Source organism: Streptosporangium sp. G11 (genome assembly GCF_051192615.1).
GTDB lineage: Bacteria > Actinomycetota > Actinomycetes > Streptosporangiales > Streptosporangiaceae > Streptosporangium.
The window spans coordinates 1-1,252 of sequence record NZ_JBPJUQ010000299.1 but is presented as its reverse complement, the minus strand read 5'-3'; the positions used below and the strand labels follow the sequence as shown (position 1 = coordinate 1,252).

At 67.2% G+C, this 1,252-nt stretch carries 1 protein-coding gene; it reads right to left on the bottom strand.

All coding sequences use genetic code 11. The features are described 5' to 3' along the window. Window positions 1–1,241: glycoside hydrolase family 71/99-like protein (locus ACSDR0_RS50675; RefSeq protein ID WP_435296144.1), on the bottom strand; the 1,241-nt coding region annotated here is incomplete at its 3' end. Window positions 1,242–1,252 lie beyond the last annotated feature (11 nt).

Sequence of the window (1,252 nt, the reverse complement as noted above, 5' to 3'; positions counted from 1 at the left end):
CGGGTGGGGCGGGTGGCGGTGAGGGCGATCTGGCCCTTGAGCATCCTGCCGCCGTCGCCGGTCAGGCGCAGGTAGTAGTCGGCCGAGCAGGCGGTGCCGTCCTCGTCCAGGGCGAGCATGCCGGAGTTGGCCGGGACGTCGGCGAGGGTCTCGGCGGTCTTGGCGATCTGGTTGCCCTCGTTGTACTCGTCGAACATGGAGATGTAGATGCCCTGGGCGCCGACGCGGACCATGTTGTAGAACTGGCGCCACATGAAGTCGCCGTGGCGGCGCTGGCGGGTGGTGACGTCGCCGGGTAGTACGCAGGGCTGGTAGTCGATGCCGTGGGTGTCGCAGTCGGCCTGGTCGGGCAGGTTGACGTTGGCGTAGAAGTGGTCGGCGTCGGCGAGGGTGGAGATGCGGCCGACCATCCAGGGGGAGATCATGTGGAAGGCGTGGTAGACCTCCAGGAAGCCGGGGCGCGAGTCCTCGACGCCGCGGCGCCAGTGGGTGGGCACGCCGCCCATCACGTAGCAGCCCTGGTCTTTGAACCAGTTGACGACCTCCAGGCAGGGGGCCGGTGCCCAGGGGCGTTTGGGGTCGTTGAAGCCGAAGCCCCAGATGCCGACGACGGGTTTGCCGTTCTGCACGGCGTAGGCCGAGGAGGTGGTGTGGGCCTTCATCTTGGTCAGCCAGTCGGTTTTGATCTCCGGCTGCATGTTCGTCCAGTCGGTGACGTCGTACATGATGTAGTACTTGCGGCCGTTGGCCTCGGCGGCGGCGCGGACCTTGGTGGCCATGGCGTCACGGGTGGGGCCTTCGCCGCCCATCGGGTTGAAGCGTTGCAGGGCGGCGGTGTCGATGTCGTTCTCGCGCATCCAGCGAAAGTGGGTGTCGACGGTCTGCTGGTCGTAGGAGGAGAACAGGGTGGCGGGCCGGCCGTTGTTGAGGTTGTCGTAAGCGGTGGGGTAGGCGTTGGTGTACTCGCGCATGTCGGGCCAGGCGACGATGGTGTTGTTGGAGGGAGAGGGGCTGTTGGCCATGTTCTCGCTCCAGTGCCACCAGCCGTTGATCGGGGCGGTGTCGCCCTTGCAGGCGAACCAGCCCTGGTAGCCGACGGTGATCTTCCCGACCACGTCCCCGACGGGACTGGCGGCGTGGGCCGCGCTGTTCAGCGCGGTCAGTAGCTGCGACGACGACACCGCGGCGAGAGCGGACCCGGACACCACGGAGGTCATGAACCTCCGACGCGAGACGGCCACGTGAACTCCTT